19 protein-coding genes are annotated in these 21726 nt (G+C 40.7%); 7 read left to right on the plus strand and 12 right to left on the minus strand.

Annotated elements, in window-relative coordinates; translation table 11 throughout:
• The first annotated feature begins 8 nt into the window (after positions 1-8).
• Positions 9-2147, plus strand: a complete 2139-nt coding sequence (locus ASU1_RS05755) for an alpha-galactosidase (protein WP_014991844.1) — start codon at positions 9-11, stop codon at positions 2145-2147.
• Between the two features lie 92 nt (positions 2148-2239).
• Here ASU1_RS05755 and ASU1_RS05760 read toward each other — a convergent pair whose 3' ends face one another.
• The 10 genes from ASU1_RS05760 to ASU1_RS05805 all read right to left on the minus strand — a co-directional run bounded on the left by ASU1_RS05760 (position 2240) and on the right by ASU1_RS05805 (position 11332).
• Positions 2240-3838: an ABC transporter ATP-binding protein gene (locus tag ASU1_RS05760; RefSeq protein ID WP_014991845.1), complete on the minus strand. Its 1599-nt coding sequence runs from the start codon at positions 3836-3838 to the stop codon at positions 2240-2242.
• A gap of 15 nt (positions 3839-3853) precedes the next feature.
• Positions 3854-4768, minus strand: a complete 915-nt coding sequence (oppC, locus tag ASU1_RS05765) for an oligopeptide ABC transporter permease OppC (RefSeq protein WP_014991846.1) — start codon at positions 4766-4768, stop codon at positions 3854-3856.
• A gap of 9 nt (positions 4769-4777) precedes the next feature.
• Positions 4778-5701, minus strand: a complete 924-nt coding sequence (gene oppB, locus ASU1_RS05770; protein ID WP_014991847.1) for an oligopeptide ABC transporter permease OppB — start codon at positions 5699-5701, stop codon at positions 4778-4780.
• A 162-nt stretch (positions 5702-5863) separates the two neighbouring features.
• A complete protein-coding gene (ruvB, locus tag ASU1_RS05775; protein WP_005600359.1) occupies positions 5864-6868 on the minus strand; it encodes a Holliday junction branch migration DNA helicase RuvB in 1005 nt (334 codons plus the stop codon).
• 18 nt (positions 6869-6886) lie between these two features.
• Positions 6887-7492, minus strand: a complete 606-nt coding sequence (gene ruvA, locus ASU1_RS05780; RefSeq protein WP_014991848.1) for a Holliday junction branch migration protein RuvA — start codon at positions 7490-7492, stop codon at positions 6887-6889.
• 141 nt (positions 7493-7633) lie between these two features.
• A complete protein-coding gene (gene potC, locus ASU1_RS05785) occupies positions 7634-8401 on the minus strand; it encodes a spermidine/putrescine ABC transporter permease PotC (RefSeq protein ID WP_014991849.1) in 768 nt (255 codons plus the stop codon).
• On the minus strand, positions 8401-9267 hold the full coding sequence (gene potB / locus ASU1_RS05790) for a spermidine/putrescine ABC transporter permease PotB (protein WP_014991850.1): 867 nt from the start codon (positions 9265-9267) through the stop codon (positions 8401-8403). Before potB ends, potC begins: the two co-directional genes overlap by 1 nt.
• Entirely contained in the window at positions 9254-10369 is a 1116-nt protein-coding gene (gene potA, locus ASU1_RS05795) for a spermidine/putrescine ABC transporter ATP-binding protein PotA (RefSeq protein WP_014991851.1), read from the minus strand. Before potA ends, potB begins: the two co-directional genes overlap by 14 nt.
• Positions 10370-10686: 317 nt before the next feature.
• Positions 10687-10983, minus strand: coding sequence for a NadS family protein (gene nadS / locus ASU1_RS05800; protein ID WP_014991852.1), 297 nt, complete (start codon positions 10981-10983; stop codon positions 10687-10689).
• 4 nt (positions 10984-10987) lie between these two features.
• Complete coding sequence (locus ASU1_RS05805; protein ID WP_014991853.1) at positions 10988-11332, minus strand: type II toxin-antitoxin system RelE/ParE family toxin; 345 nt, start codon at positions 11330-11332, stop codon at positions 10988-10990.
• A 204-nt stretch (positions 11333-11536) separates the two neighbouring features.
• On the opposite strand from ASU1_RS05805, the gene rep reads away from it, so the two are divergent.
• Positions 11537-13555 carry a DNA helicase Rep gene (gene rep / locus ASU1_RS05810; RefSeq protein ID WP_014991854.1) on the plus strand — a complete coding sequence of 673 codons (2019 nt, stop codon included), beginning with the start codon at positions 11537-11539 and terminating at the stop codon, positions 13553-13555.
• Positions 13556-13643: 88 nt separating this feature from the next.
• Here rep and ASU1_RS05815 read toward each other — a convergent pair whose 3' ends face one another.
• Entirely contained in the window at positions 13644-14396 is a 753-nt protein-coding gene (locus ASU1_RS05815) for a TatD family hydrolase (protein ID WP_014991855.1), read from the minus strand.
• A gap of 93 nt (positions 14397-14489) precedes the next feature.
• Positions 14490-15641, minus strand: a complete 1152-nt coding sequence (metK, locus tag ASU1_RS05820; protein WP_039195223.1) for a methionine adenosyltransferase — start codon at positions 15639-15641, stop codon at positions 14490-14492.
• A 218-nt stretch (positions 15642-15859) separates the two neighbouring features.
• Here metK and ASU1_RS05825 point away from each other — a divergent pair, with 218 nt between their 5' ends.
• The 5 genes from ASU1_RS05825 to argE all read left to right on the plus strand — a co-directional run bounded on the left by ASU1_RS05825 (position 15860) and on the right by argE (position 21707).
• A complete protein-coding gene (locus ASU1_RS05825; protein WP_014991857.1) occupies positions 15860-16753 on the plus strand; it encodes a homocysteine S-methyltransferase family protein in 894 nt (297 codons plus the stop codon).
• 92 nt (positions 16754-16845) lie between these two features.
• Positions 16846-18261 carry a basic amino acid/polyamine antiporter gene (locus tag ASU1_RS05830; RefSeq protein ID WP_014991858.1) on the plus strand — a complete coding sequence of 472 codons (1416 nt, stop codon included), beginning with the start codon at positions 16846-16848 and terminating at the stop codon, positions 18259-18261.
• 95 nt (positions 18262-18356) lie between these two features.
• The gene (locus ASU1_RS05835) at positions 18357-19757 is read left to right on the plus strand and encodes a basic amino acid/polyamine antiporter (protein ID WP_014991859.1); all 1401 of its coding nucleotides are present in this window, start codon (positions 18357-18359) and stop codon (positions 19755-19757) included.
• 13 nt (positions 19758-19770) lie between these two features.
• Complete coding sequence (locus ASU1_RS05840) at positions 19771-20550, plus strand: hypothetical protein (RefSeq protein WP_014991860.1); 780 nt, start codon at positions 19771-19773, stop codon at positions 20548-20550.
• A 14-nt stretch (positions 20551-20564) separates the two neighbouring features.
• The gene (gene argE / locus ASU1_RS05845) at positions 20565-21707 is read left to right on the plus strand and encodes an acetylornithine deacetylase (protein ID WP_014991861.1); all 1143 of its coding nucleotides are present in this window, start codon (positions 20565-20567) and stop codon (positions 21705-21707) included.
• Positions 21708-21726 lie beyond the last annotated feature (19 nt).

The following is a 21726-nucleotide window of genomic DNA, read 5'->3' on the forward strand; positions in this document are numbered from 1 at the left end:
AATTTACTATGAACAACATCATTCGCTTATCTAGCAACCAAAACGATCTGATTATTAACGCCTCAGATAATCCTCAAATTCTCTATTGGGGCGAAAAATTAGCACAATTTGAACCGACTAATGCTTGGCTCAGCTACTCAGGTGTAACAAACGGCGGTTTAGATATTGATGTGCCGGTTTCACTTGCAGCGGAAAACGGACGTGGCTATTTTGAATCGTCTTCGGTTGAAGGCCATCGTAACGGTTTAGACTCAATGCCGGTGTTCAAATTAAGTAAAATTGAACAAAAAAATGACCGCTTGATCATCCGTCAAACGGATGAAATTGCCGGCTTGGAATTTAGCAGTGAGTTTGTATTAGATAAAGCGACTTCCGTATTAAAAACACGTAATAAGTTACGTAATTTAAAAGCAGAAAACTATTACGTTGATCGCCTTGCTGTTACTCTTCCACTTCCCGAATTCGCTGATGAAGTTTGTACGTTCTACGGTCGCTGGGTGCGTGAATTCCAACCGAATCGCCAAAACCTCAAACACGGCGGTTTTATTCAAGAAAACCGTGTCGGCAGAACATCTCACGAATATCCGCCGATTTTGATTGTCGGTGAAGAAGGCTATAAAGAACAAAAAGGTGATGTATGGGGCTTCCATTTGGCTTGGAGCGGAAACCACCGTATTCGTGCAGATATTGATATTCGAGGCAGACGTAGCGTGCAATTGGAAGCGCTATACTTTCCAGGTGAAATCACACTAGCACAAAATGAAGAGATTGCGACTCCTTGGGTTTATGCAACCGCTTCTAACCAAGGCTTAAACGGTATGAGCCAGCAATTTCATCAATATGTACGCGAAAATATTCTCCGTTTTCCGCAAGGTAAAACACGTCCGGTACACCTCAATATTTGGGAAGGCGTTTACTTCGATCACAAACCGGAACATATTATCGCCATGGCGAAAGCTGCCGCAGAAATGGGCGTAGAACGTTTTATTATTGATGACGGTTGGTTTATTGGACGTGATGATGATTTCGGCGGTTTGGGCGACTGGTATTTAGATGAACGCAAATATCCAAACGGTTTAACGCCGGTGGTCAAAGCGGTAAAAGATCTCGGTATGCAATTCGGGATTTGGGTTGAGTTAGAAATGATCAACAAACCGACCAAACTTTACCAACAACACCCAGATTGGTTACTCGCAGTTGAAGGTTACGATCAACCTGCCGAACGTAACCAATTTGTGCTCGACCTTTGCAATCCGGAAGTTTTCGATTATTTAGTGGAACGAATGGATTGGTTACTCGGCAATCACGATATTGACTATGTAAAATGGGATATGAACCGCCGTATCGTGCAAGGTGCTCACCAAGGAAAAGCCGCAGTCACCAAACAAACCGAAGCCTTCTATCGCTTGTGTGATGTGCTTTGTGAAAAATATCCGAATGTTGAATTTGAAGCCTGCTCTTCCGGCGGCGGTCGTATTGATTACGAGGTATTAAAACGTTCACAACGCTTCTGGACTTCCGATGATAATGATGCACTTGAACGTCAAACCATTCAACGCGGCTTTAGTTACTTCTATCCACCTGAAATTATGGGGGCGCATATCGGCGGCTTCCATTGCCATACTACATACCGCAAATTAGATGCGAATTTCCGTGGTTTAACTGCGCTATTCGGTCATATGGGTGTGGAATTAGATCCGGTAAAAGAAGGTGAGGAAGAACGTAAAAATTTTGCTAAATATATTGCGTTACATAAATCCTTACGAGAACTATTACATAGTGGCACGGCATTCCGTTTAGACCGTAAAGACCCCGCATCTCTTGTGAACGGTGTCGTTGCAAAAGATGGCTCCCAAGCGGTGGTTTTAATCAACCAACTTGCAATGCTCGATTACTTACGTCAGGAATCACTACGAGTGCCATACCTCGATAAAGGCAATTATCAAGTAGAAATTCTGGATTTACCACGTAACTTTGCCGAAGGCAAATTCGGTCACTTGATGAAACAATTACCGGAATGGATGGTAAAAGTATTAAACGGTGAAAGAGTTGTCATTAACAGTGAATGGTTGGCAAAAGTCGGTTTAGGCTTACCGATTATTGACCCAGCTTCCGCAATGCTATTGAAATTTACTCGTATCGCTTAAACATCATAAACAAGCGGTTAAATTCTCTGAGTTTTTTGCAAACTTTTCAGGAAATTTAACCGCTTGTATTATCTAGTCTAGCTGCAACTGTGCTAGGCTAAGTGAGAGGCTTCAATTAAACGTTGCGTGTAAGCATGTTTTGGTTGCTCAAAAATTTGTTGAGCGCTGCCGCTTTCCACCACTTCACCTTTACTCATCACGATTACTTTGTCACTTAACGCTCGTACTACCGCAAGATCATGGCTGATAAATAGGTAACTTAAACCATATTTTTGTTGTAAACGATTAAGTAATTCGACTACGGTTAACTGTGTAGAACGATCCAGTGCGGAAGTCGGTTCGTCTAATAACACGAATTTGGGTTCTAAAATAATCGCGCGAGCAATTGCAATACGTTGCCGCTGCCCCCCAGAAAACTCATGAGGATAACGGTTTATCATCGTCGGGCTTAAATTCACCTCTTCTAACATTTTTTGCACTTTTTCTCTGCGTTCCGCTTTCGTCATCTGCGGATAATGAACCGCTAACCCTTCTCCGATAATTTCACCTACTGTTAAGCGTGGAGAAAGAGAATTAAACGGATCTTGGAACACCATTTGCATATTTCGTTTTAAAGATTGGCGATCACTTTTTGATAAGACAGAAATCGCTTGACCATCAAATTCAACTTTACCCTGATAATCCAGAATTTGCATGATCGCTCGCCCTAATGTAGATTTGCCCGAGCCGGATTCACCGACAATGCCAAGCGTTTCTCCCACATTTAGCTGGAACGAAATATCTTTTACCGCATTAAACACTTTCTTCGGTTTTCCCCAAAAAGAACGCTGTAGTACATAATCGACCTCGATATTTTTTGCATTAATCAACAATTTCGCCGGTTCACTTTGCGTGCTTTTGAAATGGCTCGGAATAGGCGTTAAAAGCTCCATCGTATAAGGGTGCTTTGGTTGTGTAAATACATCTGCGGTTTTACCTCGCTCCACAATTTCGCCGGATTTCATTACACAAACGTCATCACTGTATTTTTGCACTAAACGCAGGTCGTGCGAAATGAGGATAATCGCCATGCCCATTTCAGTTTGTAATTCCAGCATTAAATCTAAAATTTCCGCCTGTGTCGTGACATCCAATGCAGTAGTCGGCTCATCAGCAATCAATAAATCCGGTTTATTAATAATTGCCATCGCAATCATAATGCGTTGTAGCTGTCCACCGGAAAACTCGTGCGGATAACACTTTAATTTCTTTTCCGCATGTGGAATTTTTACTTTCTGTAATGCCGCTAAGGTCAACGCTTCCGCCTCTTGTTTGGTCATATTGGGCGTATGCGTCGTCACTGCTTCCGCAACTTGTTCACCAATCGGCATATAGGGATTTAAAGAGGTCATCGGCTCTTGGAAAATCATCCCGATACGATCGCCTCGTATTGCTTGCATTTCGGCTTCCGTAAGCGCCAAAATATCCTTATCTTCAAATATAATTTGGGAATGTTTGCCATATTGCACAATATTTTTCGGCAACAATTGCATAATTGACATCGAGGTGACCGATTTACCGGAACCTGACTCACCGACAATGGCAAGAGTCTGCCCTTTTTCCAGCGTAAAAGACACGGAACGTACCGTATGTGAAAAACGATCTTCCGCTTTTAAATATACGTCTAAATTTTTAACTTCTAATAATTTCATCCTTCACTCCTGTTGTTATTTATCTTTTGGATCTAATGCATCACGCAGACCATCACCAATAAAATTGAAACAAAATAGCGTTAAGCAAAGGAAAAAAGCCGGAAATCCAAGCAACCAAGGAGAAGTTTCCATCTGAGCTGCGCCATCGCTTAGTAACGAGCCCCAACTGCTCATTGGTTCTTGAGTCCCTAACCCTAAGAAACTTAAAAATGATTCGAATAAAATCAGTGAAGGCACTTCTAGCGAAGCATATACAACCACTAAGCCAAGCACATTCGGAATGATATGACGCCAAATAATCTGACGGCGAGAAACACCGCACACAATTGCCGCTTCAATAAATTCTTTATTTTTAAGCGCTAATGTTTGTCCTCGAACGATACGAGCCAGCCCTAGCCAAGCGATCATACCGATTGCGACAAAAATTAAGAAAATATTTTGCCCAAATAAGGTCACCAATAAAATGACGAAGAACATAAACGGAAATGAGCTTAAAATTTCAAGAAAACGCATCATTACGCTATCTACTTTGCCGCCCACATAGCCTGAAATAGCACCGTAAATAGTACCGATAACCACAGCGACCAAAGCACCGGCAATACCAACCATCAGCGATATTCTACCGCCCATAGCGACACGCACCATCAGATCTCGTCCTGAAGCATCTGTGCCAAAATAATGCAAGGATTCAAAATCCGGTGCGGCACTCATCATATTCCAATCGGTATCTTCGTAGCTAAACGGCATTAACATCGGCACAAAAGTGATAAATAGCACGATTAATAACAGCATAAATAAACTGGCAACTGCCGCTTTATTACGAAAAAAACGACGACGGGCATCTTGCCATAAGCTACGCCCTTCCAACACCATTGCTGTATTAGCTGAAGCGAGATTTTCCGAAAAGTTTTGGTTTTTATCTATTTGCATATTTCCTTCCTAGCTATAACGAATTTTCGGGTCAATCACCGCATATAAAATATCTACAATCGCATTAAATACAATGGTTAAAGTGCCAACCAATACGGTTAAGCTCAACACTAAAGAATAGTCTCGATTTAAAGCACCGTTTACAAATAGCTGACCTAATCCCGGTAAGCCGAAGACACTTTCAATCACCATTGAACCGGTAATAATGCCGACAAAGGCGGGCGCAAGATAAGTAATGACAGGTATTAATGCAGGTTTTAAGGCGTGTTTAAAAATGATTTTCCGCATTGGCACGCCTTTGGCTTTTGCCGTGCGAATATAATTTGAATGGAGAATTTCTATCATTGAACCACGGGTGATACGAGCAAGTCCGGCAACATAACCAATGGTAAGCGAAAGTACCGGTAGCACCATATAATAGAGTTGACCGCCGTTCCAGCCACCTGCCGGAAGCCATTGTAAATGAATCGCAAAAAATAAAACCAGCAGCGGCGCAAATACGAAACTCGGCATAATTACCCCGGTCATGGCGAATCCCATCACGATGTAATCCCATTTACTATTTTGTTTTAGTGCCGCTACAATACCGGCGGTTAAACCGATGATCACTGCTAAAATAAATGCGACTACGCCTAATTTAATCGAAACAGGAAATGCCGAAGCAATTAAATCATTAACCGATTGATCTTTATATTTAAAAGAAGGGCCAAAATCACCATGGGCAAGATTATCCATATAGATAAGATATTGTTTATAAAGCGGTTCATTAAGATGATATTTCGCTTCAATATTTGCCATCACTTCAGGCGGGTAAGCTTTTTCAGAGGTAAACGGACTGCCCGGGGCAAGCCGCATCAGAAAAAATGAAAAGGTAATTAGAATGAAAAGTGTTGGAATGGCTTCCAATATACGCCTAATAATAAATTTCAGCATTAGCAATCCTCCCTTTTAATTAAGAATAACTAATTAGTAACTGAAATCGTATATTTTGTAAATATGCTTCAAGCACAAATAAACAACAAGCGGTCAAATTTTCCGAAAAAATTGCAAAAACAGTTTGCAAAATCTTGGTGAAATTCGACCGCTTGTCTAAATTTAATCAAGCTTAGCGATACCTAAATGCGCATAAGTTCGGCTGGTAGCGATACGTCCTCGCGGCGTTCGTTGTAAAAAACCTTGCTGAATCAAATAAGGCTCAAGTACGTCTTCAATCGTATCTCGCTCTTCGCCTATCGCTGCGGCTAAGTTATCTAAGCCGACCGGGCCTCCGTCAAAACGTTCCACAATCGCTTGCAGTAACTTGATGTCCATAAAGTCAAAGCCTTCGGAATCCACATCAAGCATCGCCAACGCTTGTTTAGCAATATCAGAGGTAATCACACCGTTATTACGTACATCGGCATAATCTCGCACACGGCGTAATAAACGGTTGGCAATACGTGGTGTACCTCGTGAGCGGCGAGCCACTTCATAAGCACCATCCGGCGATAAATTTAAGTTTAAGCAATCGGCACTACGTTTTACGATCGAGGTTAAATCATCCACCGAGTAAAACTCTAAACGCTGTACAATACCAAAGCGGTCACGTAACGGAGAAGTCAGTGAACCGGCACGGGTGGTTGCTCCTACTAAGGTAAACGGCGGTAAATCCAGTTTAATTGAACGTGCCGCCGGCCCTTCGCCAATCATAATATCCAGCTGATAATCTTCCATCGCCGGATAAAGCACTTCTTCAATTGCTGGTGATAAGCGGTGGATCTCATCAATAAATAATACGTCATAAGGCTCTAAATTGGTCAACATTGCCGCTAGATCGCCCGCTTTCTCCAGTACTGGTCCGGAAGTTGTGCGGATATTCACGCCCATCTCATTGGCAACAATATTGGCTAAGGTAGTTTTACCCAATCCCGGTGGGCCAAAAATCAATAAGTGATCTAACGCCTCATCACGCAATTTTGCCGCTTTAATAAAGATCTCCATCTGCTCTCGTACAGACGGCTGACCGACATAATCCGCCAATAATTTAGGACGAATTGCACGATCGATGACTTCTTCCTCACGCTTCGGTGAGGCACTAATTATTCTATCTGCTTCAATCATTTAAGGTATTTTTACTTTTTAAAGAGAGGCTTTTAATGCTTCACGAATTAATTGTTCGCTGGTTGCGCCCGCTTTATTCACTTTCTTAATCATCTTCTCAGCATCAGCGAGTTTATAGCCTAACGCAACTAAAGCATCACGGGCTTCATCTGCCGGATCGTGTGAATGTGTTGCAACAATCGTTTCCACCGAATGTTCTTCAAAGAAATCACTTTGTGGCACACCTTTGAATTTGCCTTTGAGCTCTACTAATAAACGCTCGGCTGTTTTACGCCCAATGCCCGGAATTTTAGTTAATTTGGCTAATTCTTCATGTTCTACCGCATTCGCAAATTGTGAAACCGACATCGCCGATAAAATCGCAAGGGCTAATTTAGGCCCTACACCGTTGGTTTTAATCAATTCACGAAATAAAGTTCTATCTTGCTTTTGTGCAAAACCAAATAATAAATGTGCATCTTCACGTACGACTAAATGCGTAAAGATTGTGGCTTCTTCACCGACTTGCGGCAAGCTGTAAAAGCTCGTCATCGGCAGTAGTACTTCATATCCGACACCTTGAACATCAATTACCATTTCAGGCGGTTGTTTTTCAATAATTTTACCGTGTAATCTTCCGATCATTGATTTTATTCCAAACTAAAAAATTTGCCTTAGCATAACAGAAAACTGTATAGAATAACAGGCTAACAAGCGGTCTATTTTGGCTAATTTTTTGCAAAAAAATAGCCCGCTAATCAGCGAGCCATTTTTAATCAAATTAAATTATGCTTTTTTTCTTACCACTAATTGGCTTAAGACCACTAATGTCAATGAGAAAATAATCATAATCGTTGCTAACGCATTGACTTCCGGTGTCACACCCGTTTTCACCAGCGAGAAGATTTTTAACGGTAATACTTCATAGCTTGGGCTAGTAACGAATGATGAAACCACTACGTCATCTAACGAAATTGTAAAGCTTAATAACCAACCGGAAATAATCGATGGTAATGCCAGCGGTAAAATAATTTTACGTAAAATCGTTACTTCACTTGCGCCTAAATCCTTCGCGGCTTCCAACATCTTACCGTCAAAATCACTTAAACGAGATGAGATGGTAATTACCACATAAGGCAAACAGAAAGTAATATGCGCAATTAATAACGAAATAAAACCAAGTTGCACACCTAAAATCATAAATAGCACTAATAATGAAACTGCCATTACGATATCCGGTGACATCATGACGATAAACAGCAAACCGCCGACCATTTGCTTACCACGGAATTTATAGCGGTATAGCGCAATCGAAGTTAACGCACCTAAAATAGTTGAAAACGTTGCGGCAAAAAATGCAATCGTCAATGAATTCATAGTTGCATGAACCAGCGTATCGTTTGCAAATAAACGCTCATACCAGTTCCAACTGAATCCTTTCCATTGTAAACCGTAACGGTCTGCATTAAATGAGTTTACCACCAAAATAATAATCGGAATATAAAGGTAGGCAAACACCACGAACATAAAAAAGTTTCTTAATGTCTTTTTCATTATTCAAGCTCCACCTTTTTATTTAATAATTTATTTGCACGGTAATAAACATATAGCATTAATGCCATTAGCACGGTAAGTGCAATACTTACTGCCGAACCTAAAACAAATTGGTTGGTATTTAAGAATAAGCTCTTAATAATGTTACCAATTAATGGCGTTTTACCACCGCCTAATAAGTCAGCAACATAGAACATCCCCATCGCTGGTAATAATACTAATAAACAACCTGCCACAATACCCGGCATTGTCAGCGGAATGGTTACTCGTACAAAACGTTGGAACGCATTCGCACCTAAATCTTTTGCTGCTTCTAATAAACGACCGTCAATTTTCTCAATTGAAGAATAAAGCGGTAAAATCATAAACGGTAACAAGATATACACTAAACCGATGATAATCGCCAATTCAGAGTTTAATAAACGAAGCGGTTCATCAATTAAACCGATTGCTAATAATGCCTCGTTTAATACGCCCTTCACGCCTAAGAAAATTTTAATACCGTAGATACGAATCAGCGAGTTTGTCCAGAATGGCAATACAACTAAAAACAATAGAATTGGGCGCAATTTCGCCGGCATCTTCGCAATAATAAATGCAAACGGATAACCGATAATTAAACAGAAAAACGTTGCAATCGCAGACATTTTAAATGAGTTCCACAATACGGTTGCGTAAGTATCGTTGAACAACTGTTTATATGCATCTAGACTAAATACGAAATCAACAAAGTATGCACTTTGGCGATTTTCAGTAAGAAAACTGATTAACAGAACCAATAAGTTCGGTACAAGTACAAAAAGTAACAACCAACCGAAGATAACTGAAACTGTTCCAGCTTGGAATTTGTTACTAGCAATCTTCATTATTGAGTACAACCTCCCAGCCTTCGTGCCATGTCAATGCCACTTTTTGACCAACTTCGTGATCGATATTCGGATCGTCTTCATTGAAGAATTCGCTTACTAATACGTTCATACCGTTATGATCTAACTGTACGCTTGACTCTAGTGTCATACCTTTATAATTACGATCGATAATATGACCGATAATCGCTTTTGAGCTTTCGTCTTCGTCTAATTCTTCAATAACAATATCTTCCGGACGTAAAAGCACTTTGAGTTGTTGATTTGGCGTCACATCCATATCTTCAACTTTAATATTACAAATACGGCCTTCTACATTCGCTTTAACATTGCGAGCGTCCACACGTTCAATCACGGTTGCATCAAATACGTTGATTTCGCCGATAAAACGAGCTACGAATAAATTGCTCGGTTCTTCATAAATTTCACGAGGCGTACCGTCTTGCGCAATTTTACCGCCGTTCATTACGATAATACGATCAGACATAGTTAATGCTTCTTCTTGATCGTGTGTAACGAAAATAAAGGTAATACCTAATTGGCGTTGTAATGCTTTTAGCTCGTTCTGCATTTCTTTACGCAGTTTATAGTCAAGCGCTGAAAGCGATTCATCCAATAATAAAACTTTAGGCTTATTCACTACCGCACGCGCGATGGCAATACGTTGTTGCTGACCGCCTGAAAGCTGAGCTGGTTTTTGTTCCGCACGGTCTTCCAAACGCACCATACGTAACGCTTCCATTACACGAGGTTTGATTTGGTCATTCGGCACTTTTTGCATACGTAAACCGAAAGCAACGTTTTCAAAAATCGTCATATGCGGGAATAACGCATAGCTTTGGAAAACCGTATTTACAGGGCGTTGTTCAGCAGGAACGTTAGATACATCTTGACCATCAAGAATGATCGAACCTTCAGTCAAGTCTTCAAAGCCCGCAATTAAACGTAATGCTGTTGTTTTACCACAACCTGAAGGACCTAAAATAGTCAAAAATTCACCATCATTAATGGTTAAATTTAAATCTTTAAGAATCGTTTTGCTACCGTAGCTTTTAGTAACATTGCGTAGTTCGATGATTGGTTTTTGTTCTAACTTTTCCATCTACTTTTGTATTCCCCCTAGGGCATAAAATTAAAATGCAAAATCTGAATTATTTTCAGGGCGAGTGTGCGTAACTATACGCTAAAAACTAACTGTTAATGATATAGCGAACAGCTCAATTTTAAAAGCAAAAATTTGATTTTTAAGGAATTTATTTTGGACAAAAACCGTTTAACAAGCGGTCAAATTTTAAAATTTTTTTGCAAACGGTTGCCTCAAAAAATTTCGCTAAATTTGTAGTTTCAATTTTATCGGCTCATAGGTTAACTACCGCATAAAACACAAAACACCGCCATAAAGCGGTGTTTTAATCTTGTTTAGAGAGATTGTAGCAAAGGGACTAAATTCGGTTGTTGTTCGATAATCGCCAATAATTTTCTTGCCGCTCCATTAGGGACTCGTCTGCCGATTTCCCAAGATTGCACCAAATTGGTACTGACACCTAACAGCTGTGCAAATTCTGCCTGTTTCAAATGGTGTTGTGTACGAATCGCCTTAGTATTTGGAATTTTATGTGCATGGATGCGATGCGATGGTACTTCCACCTCACCTTTTTCAATAGCAACCATTTCTTCTAATCCTTGTACAAGGCGCTCAAATAAACGTTTTTCCATCCTTCTACTCTCCTATTAATCTCGAAATAATTTTCTTCATAATCGCTTTTTCTCGAGCATTTAGATTAACTTTTTCGCTTTTTCCATACATAGTAATTAGGTAAATTCGCCCTGTTAAACTTCTAACATAATAGATAATTCGAACACCAGCACTTTTCCCCTTATTATTTTCCGGTAAGCGCCACCTGATCTTTTGGCAACCACCTGTATGGGAAATAAAATCCCCTAATTCGTAATGCTCTAATAAATATGCTTGGAATAATTGGTACTCATCGTCTGCCATTAATTGCTTACGATCTTCCTCGAATGTACCAACCTCAACAAAGGTTAAATATTCATCAGAATTCATCTTTCATCCTTAGTATAACGTACCCGGTACAAATTTCAACGCTAATTGATTATTTATCCATGAGTATTTATTGAACAAGAAATTGATTTTAGTTATTCGATGCAGATCGCAAAATTCTAAAGAAATTCGACCGCTTGTTGTCTTTCGGCTAGAATATCGCAGTTTAAAAAGTGGCTGAAAATAAAATAAATAAAAGTAGATAAAATGAAATTAAATGATCAACAACAACAAGCGGTGGAATATGTCACGGGGGCTTGTCTGGTACTAGCCGGAGCTGGTTCGGGTAAAACACGTGTTATTATTAATAAAATCGCCCATCTGATAGCTCATTGCGGTTACTTGCCAAAACAAATCGCAGCGGTAACCTTTACCAACAAAGCGGCACGTGAAATGCGTGAGCGTGTTGCCCATTCTATCGGTAAAGAAAACAGCAAAGGGCTAACCATTTCAACCTTCCATACCCTCGGTTTTGAAATTTTAAAACGTGAGTACAAATTACTGGGTTTCAAATCCGGTATGACGTTGTTTGATGAACACGATCAACTCGCATTACTCAAACATTTGTTACCGGAAAATGTGGCGGAAGATAAAGATTTACTCAAAGCATTGATTTCTACTATTTCCAACTGGAAAAACGATCTGCTTTCGCCCGAAATGGTATTAACACGTGTGCGAGATGAGCGTGAACGTGTGTTTTCGCATTTTTATCAGCTCTACCAAAATCAGTTAAAAGCTTACAATGCGCTTGATTTTGACGATTTAATTATGCTGCCGGTATTGCTGTTCCGCCAATTTCCGGAAGCGAAAACCCGTTGGCAGCAGAAAGTCCGCTATTTACTGGTGGATGAATACCAAGATACCAATACTAGCCAATATGAGCTGATCAAATTATTAGTAGGCAATGAGGCAAATTTCACTGTGGTAGGTGATGACGACCAATCAATCTATTCATGGCGTGGTGCAAAGCCGGAAAATATGCAACGTTTACGTGAAGATTTTGATTTGAAAGTGATTAAACTGGAGCAAAACTACCGTTCCAGCCAACGCATTTTGCATTGTGCCAATATTTTGATTGATAACAATGATCATATTTTCCAAAAACGCTTATTTTCGAATTTAGGCGAAGGCGAAAAATTAAATGTTATCGAAGCAAAAAATGAAGAACACGAAGCGGAACGTATTGTCGGGGAATTGATTGCCCATCGTTTTTCCAACAAAACTAAATACAAAGATTATGCGATTTTATATCGTGGTAATCATCAGTCTCGCTTGCTGGAAAAATTGCTGATGCAAAACCGTATCCCCTATAAAATTTCCGGGGGAACGTCATTTTTCGCCCGTGCCGAAATTAAAGATATGATGGCTTACTTGCGTTTAGTAGTGAATCAAGACGATGATGCGGCATTTTTACGTATTGTTAATACGCCAAAACGGGAAATCGGTGCGGTAACGCTGGAAAAATTGGGCTTACTTGCCAATGAAAAACAGGTCAGCTTGTTTGAAGCGATTTTCGATTTTGAGTTGATTCAACGCCTGACACCCAAGCCCTATCAAGCACTGCAAGATTTTGCCCGTTGGATTGTCGAAATTGCCGATCAAGCAGAACGTTCTGATCCGATTGAAGCGGTAAAAGATTTATTGGCAAAAATTCAATACGAAGCCTATTTGTATGAAACGGCTACTTCGCCGAAAGCGGCAGAAATGCAAAGCCGTAATGTGCAAACGCTGTTTGAATGGGTGCAAGGTATGCTGGAAGGCGATGAAATCGAAGAACCGATGACGTTAGTACAAGTGGTAAATCGCCTGACACTACGTGATATGCTAGAACGTGGTGAAGACGATGATGAAGCGGACCAAGTGCAATTAATGACACTGCACGCTTCAAAAGGTTTGGAATTTCCGCACGTTTTCTTAGTTGGTATGGAAGAAGGCATTTTGCCGCACCAAACCAGCCTTGATGAGGATAATGTCGAGGAAGAACGCCGTCTTGCTTACGTAGGTATTACTCGAGCGCAACAAACGCTGACATTTTCACTCTGTAAAGAACGCCGCCAGTACGGTGAAATTATCAAACCAGAACCAAGTCGCTTCTTACTTGAATTACCACAAGACGATTTAGTTTGGGAAAGTGAAAAACCGAAAATGACCGAAGAACAGAAAGTCGAAAAAACTTCAGCCAATATCGCCAACCTAATGGCAATGCTAAAGGCGAATAAAAAGTAAGATTTTCCTCAAATAACAAGCGGTGTAATTTTTGCTAATTCTGCAAAAATTGCACCGTTTTTCTGTGCTGCACGAATATTCCATTTTCTTATACTACCCCATATAACCGCTGATAATTCCGCCTAATTTGTGTGTGCATTGTACTTTCTGACTCTGTTCTTAATTTCGCTAATTGCGCCAATATTGCTTGTAATTGCTGTGAAATACTCGCATTTTCTAAACTTTCGTGTTGCCACGGGCTGTCGGTTTCAATCAGCAAACGATCAAGCGGTAAGTTTTGGGCGATTTTTTGCGTTTTCAGATTCCATAAAATATCCGGTGTAACACTGGCGAAATAAGGGGTACGAAGAAAACGTTCAAGCGAATCATCATCGGTTTTAAACCAATGGAAATGAGCGTGTTGAATTTGGTATTTCTCCAGCAAATCCAGCATTATCGCCACATCATCATGCACGATATGCAAATTTAACGGTAAATTTAACCGCTTGCTTAATGCAACAAATTGTTCCAATAAGGCAAGATAGGGCCGATAATCTAGCTTAGGATTCTGCCTTTTTAGATAATGCGGTAATCCTACTTCACCGATAGCGGTCAAATTCGCTTGATTTTTTACAATCCAATCAAATAACACTTGCTGCTGTTTATCATCAATTAATACCTGTTCGGGATGAAAACCTGCCGCAATTTGGATTTTCGGAAATTTTTGTTTTAATGCTAATAACGTTTCCGCACTCGCTAAATCGGTACTGACCGCCAATACGCCTTGCAGTAAAGGATCGCTAACTATCTGTTCTATTTGGCTTGCTTCAAGTTGGTCTAAATGAATATGGCTATCGAACATTCCGCTACTCCCTTTTCCACTACTTATAAATAATAAAAAAGCGGTGTAATTTTGCAAAATTTTTACAAAATCACACCGCTTGTTATCGCTTAATTATAAGCCTGCGCCTGCACGTAATGCTTCCGCTTTATCTGTTTGTTCCCATGGGAAGTGTTCACGACCGAAGTGACCGTAAGCTGCAGTTTCACGGTAAATCGGACGGATTAAATCTAACATTTTGATTAAGCCGTATGGACGTAAATCAAAGTTTTGGTAGATTAATTTCACTAATGTTTCATTTGAAACTTTACCTGTGCCGAACGTTTCCACCATGATTGATGTCGGATCCGCTACACCGATTGCATAAGAAAGCTGGATTTCACAACGATCCGCTAAACCTGCCGCCACGATATTTTTTGCTACATAACGTGCTGCGTATGCTGCCGAACGGTCAACTTTTGACGGGTCTTTACCAGAGAATGCGCCGCCACCGTGACGAGCCGCACCACCGTAAGTATCTACGATAATTTTACGGCCGGTTAAACCACAGTCACCCATTGGGCCGCCAATCACGAAACGACCAGTCGGGTTAATGAAGTATTTGGTGTTTTGGCTTAACCATTCGCTTGGCAATACCGGCTTGATGATTTCTTCCATCACACCTTCCACTAAATCTTTTTGTGAAACGTGTTCAGCGTGTTGAGTTGAAAGCACCACCGCATCAATCCCTACGATTTTGTTATTTTCGTAAGCGAAGGTTAATTGGCTTTTCGCATCCGGACGTAACCAGTCTAATTTGCCAGATTTACGTACTTTCGCTTGTTGTTCCATTAAACGATGAGCGTATGTAATCGGTGCCGGCATTAATACATCGGTTTCATTGGTTGCATAACCGAACATAATACCTTGGTCGCCTGCGCCTTGCTCTAACGGATCCGCACGGTCAACACCTTGGTTAATATCCAGAGATTGTTTACCAATCGCATTTAATACCGCACAAGAATGTGCATCAAAGCCCATATCCGAATGGGTATAGCCGATGTCGCAGATCACTTGACGGGTTAAGTTTTCAATATCCACCCATGCAGACGTGGTGATTTCACCACCAACTAACGCCATACCGGTTTTTACATAAGTTTCACACGCCACACGCGCTTTCGGGTCTTGTTTTAAAATTTCATCTAACACCGCATCCGAGATTTGGTCTGCAATTTTATCCGGATGTCCTTCTGATACTGATTCTGAAGTAAATAAATTAATCGCCATTGTAATTATCCTTTGGTTATACCTTTATATAGGCAGGAGCGTTGCTCCCTCATTAAAATTTACAAGCGGTCAAAAATCACAAAATATTTGCAAAATTCGACCGCTTATATTAAATTCTTTTGGAAGTTTTTCCATCTAGACGTCTATAATATATTTTTTGAGCATCTAAGGCAAACTATTTTTCAACTTTACTTCTAAATGATTTTATGGGGCAAAATATGGCAATCACAATTTTAGACGGCGGTATGAGCCGTGAGTTAATGCGTTTGAACGCACCTTTTAAACAACCTGAATGGTCGGCTTTATCCCTTTATGAAAAACCGTCTGCGGTGCAACAAGTCCATGAAGATTTTATCGCAAACGGCGCAGAAGTGATTACAACCAATAGCTATGCGGTTGTGCCGTTTCATATCGGCGAACAACGTTTTAGTGTGGACGGTAAAATGCTTGCCGATTTAGCTGGGCGTTTAGCCAAACAAGCGGTTAAAAATAGCGGAAAATCTGCAAAAATAGCCGGTTCATTACCGCCGATGTTCGGCTCTTACCGTGCTGACTTGATTCAAGCGGATCGTTTTGCCGAAATCGCCCAACCGATTATTGACGGCCTTTCGCCTTACGTGGATATTTGGTTATGTGAAACACAAAGTGCGATTATCGAACCGACTTCGATTAAGCCTTTATTGCCAAAAGATAACCGCCCGCTTTGGGTTTCGTTTACATTAACCGATGATGAGCCAACACCCGAGCCACAATTACGCTCTGGTGAACCAGTAGCCCTTGCGATTGAAAAAATGGTGGAATTAGACGTTGATGCGATTTTATTTAACTGCTGCCAGCCGGAAGTGATTGAGCAAGCACTAGCAATAACCCAATCTATTCTAAAAGAAAAAAATGTGACACATATCCAAACCGGTGCGTATGCAAATGCGTTTGCGCCACAACCGAAAGATGCAACCGCCAATGACGGTTTAGACGAAGTGCGTAAAGATTTAGATCCTGAAGCCTATCTTGCGTGGGCGCAAAAATGGACGGCACAAGGCGCAACGATTGTCGGTGGTTGTTGCGGTATCGGGATCGAATATATCAACACACTGGCTAAAAATTTAAAATAACCGAATAAGCGGTCAAAATTGGCAAGTTTTTTGCAAAACATCCGCAAAATTTAACTGCTTGTATCAAGCACAACATCAAAATAAGGGCAATTATGTCAAACAAAAAAATTGGGTTACTTTCTTTAACCGCACTGGTGCTCAGTTCGATGATTGGTTCTGGGATTTTCAGCCTACCGCAGAATATGGCGGCAGTCGCTGGTGGTGAAGCGTTAATTCTCGGCTGGATCATTACCGGCATCGGAATTATTTTCCTCGGGCTTTCTTTCTTCTTTATTTCTCGTCTGCGTCCGGATTTAGATGGCGGTATTTATACTTATGCACGTGAAGGCTTTGGCGATTTAGTTGGCTTTCTCTCCGCTTGGGGTTACTGGTTGTGTGCGACGATCGGGATTGTCGGCTATTTAGTGGTAGCGTTTGAGGGAATTGGTTCGTTTACCGATTCGGAAACCAATATTATCTTCGGACAAGGCAATACGCTTGCGTCTTTTATCGGTGCTTCAATTATCGTGTGGTTAGTTCACGCTTTGGTAGCTAGCGGTGTTAAAGAAGCGGCGACGGTAAACTTGATTGCAACTTTTGTGAAAGTATTCCCACTCGTGTTATTTATCGGTTTAGCGATTTGGTATTTCAAAGGCGAAACGTTTAACCAAGATTTACAAGGTACAGCATTAAATAACAGTGTGTCGGAACAGGTGAAAAACACGATGTTGATTACCCTTTGGGTATTTACCGGTGTGGAAGGGGCTTCCGTGTTATCTGCTCACGCTAAAAAGAAAAGTGATGTGGGTTTGGCGACCGTACTTGGGATTCTGATCGCATTAGTTTTATATATTGCAATTACCGTGCTTTCACTCGGCATTTTACCGCGTGAAACGATTGCGGAGATGTCAAACCCGTCAATGGCAGGTTTATTAGAAACGATGATTGGCTCAAGCGGTAAGATTTTAATTACTTTTTGCTTAATTGTGTCGGTGCTTGCTTCTTATGTAAGCTGGACAATGTATTCGGCAGAAGTGCCTTATCGTGGTGCTAAAAACGGTGCATTCCCGAAAATTTTAGATAAATTGAATGCGAATGAAGTGCCGATTAATTCACTGTGGTTTACCGGTTTTGTGGTGCAATTCTGTTTATTCCTTGTGTTATTAACCGGTAAAAGCTACAACGCCTTATTATTAATTTCGACCTCAATGATCCTTGTACCTTATTTCTTAATCGGTGCATATTTATTGAAACTGTCATTCCAACAAAATTCAGCGTGGTATATAAAACTGACCGGTTTTATCGCATCAATTTACGGTTTATGGATTGTCTATGCGGCGGGTTTAGATTACTTATTATTGTCGGTATTACTTTATGCGCCCGGCATTGGCTTATTCCTTTACTCACGCTATCAACACCAAGGAAAAGCATTAAATCTCTCGACTTTTGAGAAAATTTTATTAGTGCTTATTGGCATCTTGTTTATTTGGGCGGTTTATAACAGTTTCACCAACGTTGATTGGGGCTAAAAAGATAATATCCTCTAATGTTTCAACATTAGGGGATTTTTTATTTTTATGCTAAATTATGCAGTTTGTGTGAATAACAATTATAAGGACATTGCATGTCAAAAGGCAAAATCGGTCTCTTTTCTTTAACCGCATTAGTACTCAGCTCTATGATCGGTTCCGGTATTTTTAGCCTTCCGCAAAATATGGCGGAGGTTGCCGGTGCGCAAGCGCTATTGATCGGCTGGTTAATTACCGGTGTCGGTATCATTTTTTTAGGCTTATCTTTCTTCTTCCTTTCTCGTATTAAACCTGAGTTAGAGGGCGGCATTTACACCTACGCTCGTGAAGGGTTCGGTGATTTTATCGGTGGCGTATCGGCTTGGGGTTACTGGCTCTGTACTGCGATAGGCAGCGTAGGCTACTTAGTCGTCGCTTTTGAAGGGTTGGGAACTTTTGTTGATAGTGAAAACCATATCATTTTTGGGCAAGGCAATACTGTCGCTTCCATTTTAGGTGCTTCGGCAATTGTTTGGTTAGTCCATCATCTGATTGCACGAGGCATCCGAGAAGCTGCATTTGTGAATTTAGTTGCAACGATTGTTAAAACTTTACCGCTATTCTTATTTATCGGCTTAGCGATTTGGTTCTTCTCACCTGAACAATTTATACAAGATTTCAACGGCAGCAAATTGGGTGAAAGTACCTTAGAACAAGTAAAAGGTACGATGCTGATCACGCTTTGGGTATTTGTCGGTGTAGAAGGTGCTTCGGTACTCTCCGCTCACGCGAAAAAGAAAAGTGATGTCGGCTTAGCCACCATTCTAGGTATTTTGATTACCTTGGTTCTCTATGTGTCGATTACGGTATTATCGCTTGGTATTCTCCCTCGTGAAGTGATTGCCGAAATGCCGAACCCGTCTATGGCAGGTTTAATGGAACAAATGATGGGCGCTGGCGGTAAGATCATTATCACTTTCTGCTTGATTGTGTCGGTATTAGCTTCTTATATGAGCTGGACGATGTTTTCATCGGAAATCCCTTACCAAGCGGCAAAAACCAAAGTATTCCCGAAATTATTAAACCGTACCAATATTAACGGCACACCGATTGCCGGTTTATGGTTAACCAATATTACGATTCAAATTAGTCTATTGCTTGTTTTGTTTACCGGCAAAGGCTACAGTATGCTAATTCAGCTTTCGACTACGATGATTTTGGTGCCTTATTTCTTAGTCGGCGCTTATTTATTCAAAGTGGCAATAAAACAAAACGAAGCATGGTATATCAAACTGACTGGTGCGATGGCGTCAATTTACGGTTTATGGATTGTTTATGCTGCGGGGTTAGACTACTTATTATTATCGGTTGTGTTATATATGCCGGGCGTTCTTTTATTTTTCCACGCACGTTATAAAAATACCGGTAAATTACAGCTAACTAAGTCGGAACTGTTATTGCTCGCTATTATTTTACTGCTATTTGTTGGAGCGATTTACACGCTTATCACTCAATAATTCAGGAACAGACATGAAAACAGCCTTTGCAGAAAAAGCGGTCGCTTTTCTTCGAATTTTTGCAAATAAAATCGTTGAAGTTTCACGTCAATTACAAGACTTTTTTAACAACGGATCATTTGGGGTTGCCGTGTATCCGTTTTTTATGCACCCGCTCATTCGCGGTTGTGGCCGTTTTATTGTTGTTTTATTAGCCGCCCTGCTTTCATTTATGGGCGTGTTCTACCTGTTTGCCGAGTTTGTGGTTAACCTCTTTAGCGAATCATCACTCATCAGTTATATTCGACATACAGTGTTAGAGTTACTTATCCCTTTCGGCACGATTATTGATGGAAAAACCAATACCTTTTCACCGTTATCGCAAGTGATGAATGCGGTTTTTAGCTTACAGGGATTAGCTTTTGTAATTGCATATCTTGCCGTGATCGTGCAGCTATCTCGTCGTAAATATTGGTTATTAGCGCTTATTTTTGCGGCTTTCTTTAGTATCGGAATGAGCCTAATCCCTTCATCACAAGCTAAAATCACTGCCGGAGGGTTACAAAATTTAGGGGCAAGTCTAACCTATTTATTCGGTAACTTAGCAATTATTATGGTGGGAATTGATATTGTTAAACCGCAGCTTGTCTGGCTACGCCGTTTTAGTATTCAAGCCGGTACAATCGGCGTATTTTGCGTACTCATAACAATCTTTTTCCCAAATATACTAACACCAATACTTGAGCGAATAGCTATCTATGCAATTATGATTTGGGAAATTCTCGCCGGTCTAGCAATGTTAAAACGTAAATAAAAAGAGAAAGTATTATGGCAAACACAAAATTTATCGAACGTTACCGCAATTTAATTGCGCTGCCGACTATTTCCAGTTTAGAAGCGGCGGAAGATCAATCTAACAAACAACTTATCGAATTACTGGCAACTTGGCTTGCCGATTTCGGCTTTAAAACCGAAATTATCCGAGTGGAAGGCAGCCGTGATAAATATAATTTATTAGCCACTTACGGTGAGGGCGAAGGCGGTTTATTATTAGCTGGACATACCGATACTGTACCGTTTGACGAAGGTAAATGGACTTTCAACCCGTTCGCATTAACAGAACAAGACGGCAAATTCTACGGTTTAGGTACAGCAGATATGAAAGGCTTTTTCGCATTTATTGTCGATGTGGTTAGCCAAATTGATTTAAGCAAACTAACTAAACCATTGCGTATTCTAGCGACCGCTGATGAAGAAACCACCATGCTTGGCGCCAGAACTTTCGCCCAACATACGCATATTCGCCCTGATTGTGCAATTATCGGCGAACCAACTTCTTTAAAGCCGATTCGAGCGCATAAAGGCCATGTCGGTGAAGCGGTCAGAATTACCGGAAAAAGTGGTCACTCAAGTGATCCGGATCGTGGCATTAATGCGATTGAATTAATGCACCAAGCGACTGGTTATCTGATGAATATGCGTAATCAGCTACGTGAAAAATATCATAATGATCTGTTTAAAGTGCCGTATCCAACAATGAACTTCGGCAATATCCACGGCGGCGATGCAATTAATCGTATTTGTGCGTGTTGTGAATTGCAATTCGATATGCGCCCGTTACCAAATCTATCGGTTGAAGATTTATATGCGATGGTGAATGAAAATCTGAAACCGATGTTGGAACAATACGGCGATCTAATTGAAATTCGTCACTTACATGACGGTATTCCCGGTTATGAGTGTGAACATTCCGCACAAGTGGTGCAAGTGGTTGAAAAACTGTTAGGCGAAAAATGCGATGCGGTAAACTATTGTACCGAAGCACCATTTATTCAGCAGCTTTGCCCGACTCTAGTGTTAGGTCCGGGATCTATCGAACAAGCTCACCAACCGGATGAATTTTTGGAAACGAAATTTATTGAGCCGACCCGAGAATTACTCAGCAAACTAATTCATCATTTCTGTTTATAAAGTCTAAAGAGAATGACCG

The organism is Actinobacillus suis ATCC 33415 (genome assembly GCF_000739435.1).
GTDB classification, from domain to species: Bacteria; Pseudomonadota; Gammaproteobacteria; order Enterobacterales; family Pasteurellaceae; genus Actinobacillus; species Actinobacillus suis.